This is a genomic window from Micromonospora endophytica (genome assembly GCF_003236305.1).
GTDB lineage: Bacteria > Actinomycetota > Actinomycetes > Mycobacteriales > Micromonosporaceae > Micromonospora > Micromonospora endophytica.
In genome coordinates this window covers 1-6,709 of the sequence record NZ_POTX01000287.1, presented here as the reverse complement: position 1 = coordinate 6,709, position 6,709 = coordinate 1, and the positions used below count along the sequence as shown (strand labels likewise).

Annotated in this window: 5 protein-coding genes; 1 reads left to right on the top strand and 4 read right to left on the bottom strand. The window is 70.5% G+C overall.

Annotated elements, in window-relative coordinates:
- Positions 1-34: 34 nt before the first annotated feature.
- The 4 genes from C1I93_RS26930 to C1I93_RS26915 form a co-directional block, all read right to left on the bottom strand.
- Positions 35-973 carry a carbohydrate ABC transporter permease gene (locus C1I93_RS26930; protein ID WP_111246082.1) on the bottom strand — a complete coding sequence of 313 codons (939 nt, stop codon included), beginning with the start codon at positions 971-973 and terminating at the stop codon, positions 35-37.
- 20 nt (positions 974-993) lie between these two features.
- Complete coding sequence (locus C1I93_RS26925) at positions 994-2,301, bottom strand: ABC transporter substrate-binding protein (RefSeq protein WP_111246081.1); 1,308 nt, start codon at positions 2,299-2,301, stop codon at positions 994-996.
- Between the two features lie 110 nt (positions 2,302-2,411).
- The gene (locus tag C1I93_RS26920) at positions 2,412-4,553 is read right to left on the bottom strand and encodes a beta-galactosidase (protein ID WP_111246080.1); all 2,142 of its coding nucleotides are present in this window, start codon (positions 4,551-4,553) and stop codon (positions 2,412-2,414) included.
- Positions 4,550-5,599 carry a LacI family DNA-binding transcriptional regulator gene (locus C1I93_RS26915; protein WP_111246079.1) on the bottom strand — a complete coding sequence of 350 codons (1,050 nt, stop codon included), beginning with the start codon at positions 5,597-5,599 and terminating at the stop codon, positions 4,550-4,552. Before C1I93_RS26915 ends, C1I93_RS26920 begins: the two co-directional genes overlap by 4 nt.
- A 467-nt stretch (positions 5,600-6,066) precedes the next feature.
- Here C1I93_RS26915 and C1I93_RS26910 point away from each other — a divergent pair.
- A partial coding sequence (locus tag C1I93_RS26910; protein WP_258378348.1) for a sigma-70 family RNA polymerase sigma factor occupies positions 6,067-6,709 on the top strand: 643 nt, incomplete at its 3' end.

Genomic DNA, 6,709 nt, shown 5'->3' with positions numbered 1-6,709 from the left:
GACAGGGTGGCCGACGCGGGCTGCGGGGTGGGGCTCATCGTTCGCTCCTCGCGGCGCGGATCCGGAAGATGGCGAGCACGGCGAGGGAGAGCAGGACCGTCACGCCGGCCAGGAACACCGAGGTGGCGGCGCCGAGGTAGATGTCGTTCTCCACGAACGCCTGCTGGTAGATCTTCATCAGTGGCACCCAGTCGGCGGTGATCGCGTTGGTTATCGGCCGCAGGGTGGTCGGCTCGCTGAAGACCTGGAGCATGCCGATCAGGGAGAAGGTCGAGGTCATCACGAGTGCGGGACGCAACAGCGGGATCTTGATCTTCCAGGCGATCTGCCACTCGGAGCAGCCGTCGATGCGGGCGGCGTCGTAGAGCTCCACCGGCATCGCCCGCAGGGCGGTGAAGAGCACCACCATGTTGAAGCCGACCGCGCCCCAGATGGCGATGTTGGCGACCGAGAAGAAGATCGACGTGTCGCCGAAGAAGTTCGGCGCGGGCAGGCCGATCGCCTCCAGCCCCTTGGTGATCGGGCTGACCACGGGAAGGTACATGAAGCCCCAGAGCAGGCTGGCGATCACGCCGGGCACCGCGTACGGCAGGAAGATGGCGAGCCGGGCGTAGCGCCGGCCACCGACGCGGGGGGCGTCGAGCAGGAGCGCGAACAGCAGCGCCAGCCCCATGGTGGTCGGCACGGTGATCAGGCCGTAGCCGAGCATCCGCAACAGGGAACCGTAGAGACCGCCGTCGCCGAGGGTCTGGGCGTAGTTCTCCAGCCCGACGAAGACCTCGCTGCGGATGCCGAAGCCGGCGCCGCGTACCCGCATGGCGTGCACGCTCAGCCAGACCGCGTACCCGATCGGCACGAGAATGAAAACGACAAAGAGCGCGGCGGCGGGCAGCGTGAAGAGGTACGGCGCGGCGGTGCCCCCGCGCCGCCGCCCGAGGCGGCGGCGCGCGGGCACCGGGTTAACAGTGCTCATCATCGTCCTTTTCGACCGGCTCAGCCGCCGGCGACCTGGTAGCCCTGCCGCTTCAGGTCGTCCACGCTGACCTGCTGGACCTCGGCGGCGACGGCGGCGAAGTCGGCACCGGAGCGGACCGCGGTGGGCAGCCGGTCCTCGAAGGCGCCGTAGGTGACGTTGGTGTTCGGACCCCAGCTGTTGAAGCCTCGGGCACCCTTGGCGATCTCGGCGGCGGCCTCGTAGTAGTTGGGCTGGTTGCTCATGTACTTCGGCGTGCTGAGCACGTCGGCGCCCTGTCCGGCGGTGGCCGAGGGGTAGAGACCGATCTCGACGAGGATCTTCAGCGCCTCGGGATCGGTGTTCATCCAGCGGGCGAACTTGACCGCCTGCGCCTTGTTCGACGAGGAGGCGGAGACGGCGGTGGAGGAGCCGCCCCAGAAGCCCGTGACGTTCTCCCCGGCCGACCACTGCGGCAGTGGGACCATCTGCCACTTGCCGGCGCCGTTGGCGGCGATGCCCTCCAGGACGCCGACGCCCCAGACCGCAGTGGGCCAGGCGATGATGGTGCCGTCGCTGATCTGGCTGTTCCACTGTGGGGTGTACATCGGGTCACCGAGGATGGCCTTGGAGTTGACCAGGTCGCTCCAGAAGCCGAGCACCTTGCGGGTCGCCTCGTCGTCGATGTTGACCGACCAGGTGCCGTTTTCGTTGGTCCACCAGTTGGCGCCGGCCTGCTGGGCGAGGCCGGCGAGCCAGCCGGCGTCGCCGGGGTGGAAGGTGGTGAGGTAGCGCCGGGCGTCACGCTCACGCACGGTGCGGGCCAGGGCGCCGAACTCCTCCCAGGTCTTCGGGACCTCGAGTCCCATCTGCTCGAAGATGTCAGCCCGGTAGAAGAGCATCATCGGGCCGACGTCCTGCGGAATGGCGTAGGTGGCGCCGCTGAACGAGGTGAGGTTCCAGGTTCCCTCGGGGAACGCGCCCTGGGCGTCGCCGAGGGAGCCGCTGAGGTCCTGCAGCGCGTTGTTCGTGATCATGGTCGGCAGTGCCTGGTACTCGGCCTGGACCAGGTCCGGGGCGTTGCCGGCCTTGACCGCGGCGAGGAACTTGGAGACCAGTTCGTCGCCGGCGGCCTGGCCGCTGAGGGTGACGGTCTGCTCGGGGTTCTTCTGGTTCCAGAGGTCGATGACCCGCTGGATGTTCTCGGCCCAGGCCCAGAAGACCAGGTTGGCCGGGGCGTTCTCGTCGCCCTCGATCGCCGTGTTGGCGTCGTTGTCGGCGTCGTCATTGCCGCAGGCGGTGAGAAGAAGGGCGGTGGCGGATGTGGCGAGCAGGGTCCTCCTGCGCATGGGGTCTCCTCCAGCTACGTCTGTCTCAGGTGGATATGCGGTGTGTGGTGCTTCCCGACGGGCACGAGCGGGGGCTCCGCGCGCGCCCACGGGACGGGTGGTGCGTGATTTCAGGCCAAAGGCTTCAGTACGACGACATCGCGCGGTGCCAGGGTCAGGGCCCCCTCGACCCGGTCCCCGGTGAGCAACTCCCCGGCCGGCTCCGTCAGGGTGACCCGGGCCGGCCCGGCGCCGTGGTTGAGCAGGAACAACGTGTCTCCCCGACGAACTGCCTCGACCCCGTCCGGCAGGTCGGGCAGCACCCCGGTGACCGCCGCGTCGGCGAGCACCCGGTCGGTCAGCGCGACCATCGCCGCCTCCTGCGGGACAGTCGCCAGGTACCAGGCCCGACCGGTCCCGAACTCGTTGCGCAGCACCGCCGGGGCACCAGCGAGGTCGCCGTCGAGGAAGGTGGCGACCGGACGGGCCGACTCGGCGCGCATCAGCTCCGACCAGATCGTGGCGGTGAACTCGACACCGGTCGGGGACGGGTCGGGGACGGTGCCGGCCGGAGCGTCGGCATCGCCGCGTTGCTCGGCGTCGGCGATCCAGCGGCACCGCAGCGGCGGGTCGTCGGCCACCGGCAGCCACGCCTCCCCGGAGGCGCCCAGCACCTCGCGCAGCGGCGCCGGGAACCGGCCGGTGTGGATGTGCCCGAGCGGATCGGCCACCCCGGAGAAGGGCCCCACCAGCAGCACCCCGCCGTCGCGGACGTACGAGGTCAGCGACTCGGCGGTGGCGTCGGAGAGCAGGAAGAGGTTCGGCACCACCACGAGCCGGTAGCCGCTCAGCTCCGCTCCCGGCGGCACCAGGTCCACTGTCACCCCGCGCCGCCACAGTGGTTCGTAGAAGCGCAGCAGCTGGTCGGTGACGAGCAGCCGGTCACTGGGGCGGCCGTCGGACTCGCAGGCCCACCAGCTCTGCCAGTCGTGCACCAGCGCCACCCGGGCCGGCACCGGCTGCCCCACCAGCGGGGCCAGTCGCCGCAGCTCCGCGCCGTGCTCCCGCACCCGGGTGTGCAGTCGGGTGTCCGCTCCGGCGTGCGGCACCATGGCGGCGTGGTACCGCTCGGCGCCGAACCGGGAGGCCCGCCACTGGAAGTAGCAGAGCCCGTCCGCGCCCCGCGCCACCGCCTGCAGCGACTCCAACCGGAACTGGCCGGCCGGCTTCGGCAGGTTGTGTTTCTGCCAGTTCACCCCGTCGGTGGCCTGTTCCAGCAGCATCCACGGCCCGCCACCGGCCAGCCCGCGCATCAGGTCGTGGGTGAGCGCGGCCCGCACCGGGGACCGGGGGTCGCCCGGGAAGGGGTACCAGTCGTTGGCCACGACATCCTCGTGCGGCGCCCAGGCCCAGTAGTCCACGGGTTTGAAGAAGCCCATGAAGTTCGTGGTGACCGGGACCGACGGGGTCCGTCGGCGCAGGATGTCCCGCTCCGCACGGTAGTGCGCGAGCAGGGCGTCGGAGCAGAACCGCTGGAAGTCCAGCATCTGGGTCGGGTTACGCAGGTAGGGCGCCCGACGGGGGGTGAGGATCTCGTCCCACTGGCCGTAGTGCTGGCTCCAGAAGGTGGTCCCCCACGCCTCGTTGAGCGTCGCCAGGTCGCCGTAACGCTCACGCAGCCAACCACGGAAGGCGGCGGCGGTGTCGTCGCAGTGGCAGACCTGGCCATACTCGTTGCCGACGTGCCACATGGCCAGGGCCGGGTGGTCGGCGTACCGGTCGGCCAGGTCGGTCACCAGCGCCAGGGCCCGTTCCCGGTAGATCGGTGAGGAGGGGCACCACTGGTTGCGGGCACCGTAGTAGAGCCGGTGGCCGGACTCGTCCACCGGCAGGGTCTCCGGCCAGCGGTGGCCGAGCCAGGGCGGCGGCGAGGCGGTGGGGGTGGCCAGGTCGACGGCGATCCCGCCGTCGTGCAGCAGGTCCAGGACCCGGTCGAGCCAGCCGAAGTCCCGCGTGCCCGGTTCCGGTTCGATCCGGGCCCAGCTGAAGACCCCGACGGTGACCAGGTTGACGTGGGCCGCGCGCATCAGCGCGACATCCTCGACCCAGACCTCCTCCGGCCACTGCTCCGGGTTGTAGTCCCCGCCGAAGAGCATGCCCCGCCCGGCGGTGAGGCTGTGCAGGCCGGGTCGGGCCGGCTGATCCGATGCGGCGGCGGGTCGGTCGGGTCGGAGTCCGGGCGTCCCGTCGCGCTGCGGGCTGTCACCGGTCATTCCGGCACCCCCGTTTCCGCACCGCGACGTGGCGGCCCCGAACTCTCCCCCACCACCAGTCGGCAGGGCACCAGCTGCTGCCGTGGCGTCTTCCCCTCCCCGGCGTCCGGCTGAAGTTGGTCGATGAGCATCCGCGCGCCGAGCCGGCCCAGTTCGGCGCTGGGCGGCTCCAGGGTGGTCAGTCGTGGGTGGAACATCCGGGCCACCTCCACCGAGGAGAGGACCAGCAGCAGAGTCAGGTCCTCGGGGACCCGCCAACCCCGATCGGCCACGGCACCGAGGACCCCGACCGCCGCGTGGTCGTTCATCACCGCGACGGCGGTCACGTCGGGGCGGTTGGTGGCCAACCATTCAAAGGCGGCCCGCCCCTGCTCGACCGAGTCGGCGTGCAGGTCGCCCAGGTATTCCACGCCCCGGTCGCCGGCGGCGACGGCGAACTCCTCGGCGCAGCGCACGGTCGGGCCGTAGAGCGCGGCGTAGGCGTCCGGCGAGTGGTTGAGGAAGGCGAGCGTACGGTGGCCGAGGCCGACGATGTGGTCGACGGCGTCCCGGGCGGTCGCAGCGAAGTCGATGTCGGCGTAGCTGATCCCCGCCGGCTGCCGGGTCCGGCCGATCATGCTGAACGGCGTGCCGGCGGCGACCAGGTGGTCGACCCGCTCGTCGTCGAGGCGGACCTCCATCAGCAGCACCCCCTCGATCAGCCCGACGCCGGTGAGGTGTCGCAGTTCGGCGACCGGGTCAGACTTGTCCGGGGAGAGAAGCAGGTGGTAGCCGGCCTCGCTGGCGGCCTCGGCGGCGCTGGTGGCGAACTGCATCTCGGTCAGGCCGAAGCCCCGGTTCGGCGCCGGGTACAGCAGGGCCAGGATCCCGGTCCGCTTGCTGACCAGACCCCGGGCCAGCAGGTTGGGGCGGTAGCCCAGGTCGGCGGCGGCCAGCTCGATCCGGGCCCGGGTCGCGGCCGCGACCGGCCGGGTTCCGTTCAGGGCCGCGGAGACCGTACTGACGGCCACGTTCGCCTGCTTAGCTACTTCGCGTAACGATGACATGCCGCTCCGGCGAGTTGTCCTCGACAGCGTCGCGGGGTTCCACGACGCTCGGGTCGAAACGTTTCGCAAACGCTAGAGCTGCCCGGACTGACGTGTCAAGAGTGTTACGAAACGACTTTCACAAGCCTGCGACCACAACGAACAACAAAGAACTGCACACAGAGAGTAATCATCCACCGACCGTCCGAGATGTGATCCACTCTGGCGGCGCAAGGTCATTCATCCTGGCGCTGACGCGCAGCGGGTTGGCGACGGCGACGACGTCGTGGTCGCCGGCGGCCAGCCTCTCGACGCCCCTCAAGCTGAGGATTCAGCGAAGGTGCCGTGGACGAGAACGATGGTGGGCATGGGGTTTTCCTCTCTCGGATGGAAGTCTTGCGCTGGCTGCCGGTACGAGTACCGGCAGGCTCCGAGGCGCGCGACAGCGCGTTGGTCCGACTAGTTAGATGATCTTCGGGAGGGTCGGCGTGGGCGATCTCGAGGAGGCGGCGACGATCTTCATGGGGGTGCGCCCACGCCTGTTCGGGATCGCGTACCGGATGCTGGGCAGCGTCGGCGAAGCCGAGGACCTGGTGCAGAACGTCTGGCTGCGTTGGCAGACGACCGACCGGAGCGTGGTGGCGCATCCGGGCGCGTTCCTGGCGACGACCACCACCCGGCTGGCCATCAACGAGCTGCAGTCGGCGCGGGCCCGCCGGGAGACGTACGTCGGGCCGTGGCTGCCCGAGCCGGTCGACACCAGCACCGACCCGTTCCTCGGCGCCGAACGCGGGGAGGCGCTGGAACTCGCGGTGCTGACGCTGATGGAGAAGCTCACGCCGCACGAGCGGGCCGCGTACGTGCTGCGGGAGGCGTTCGACTACCCGTACCCGCAGCTAGCGGAGGTCCTACAGTCGACCGAACCGGCCGTGCGCCAGCTGGTCAGCCGGGCGCGAAGGCACGTCGCCAGCGACCGCAGGATGCCGGTGCCGGAAGACGTCCAACGGCGGCTGCTGGCCACCTTCCTGACCGCCGCCCGCACCGGCGACCTGACGGCGTTGGAGCGGCTGTTCACCGCCGACGTGGTCAGCGTCTCCGACGGCAACGGCGCACGCCGGGTCTCCCGCCGGG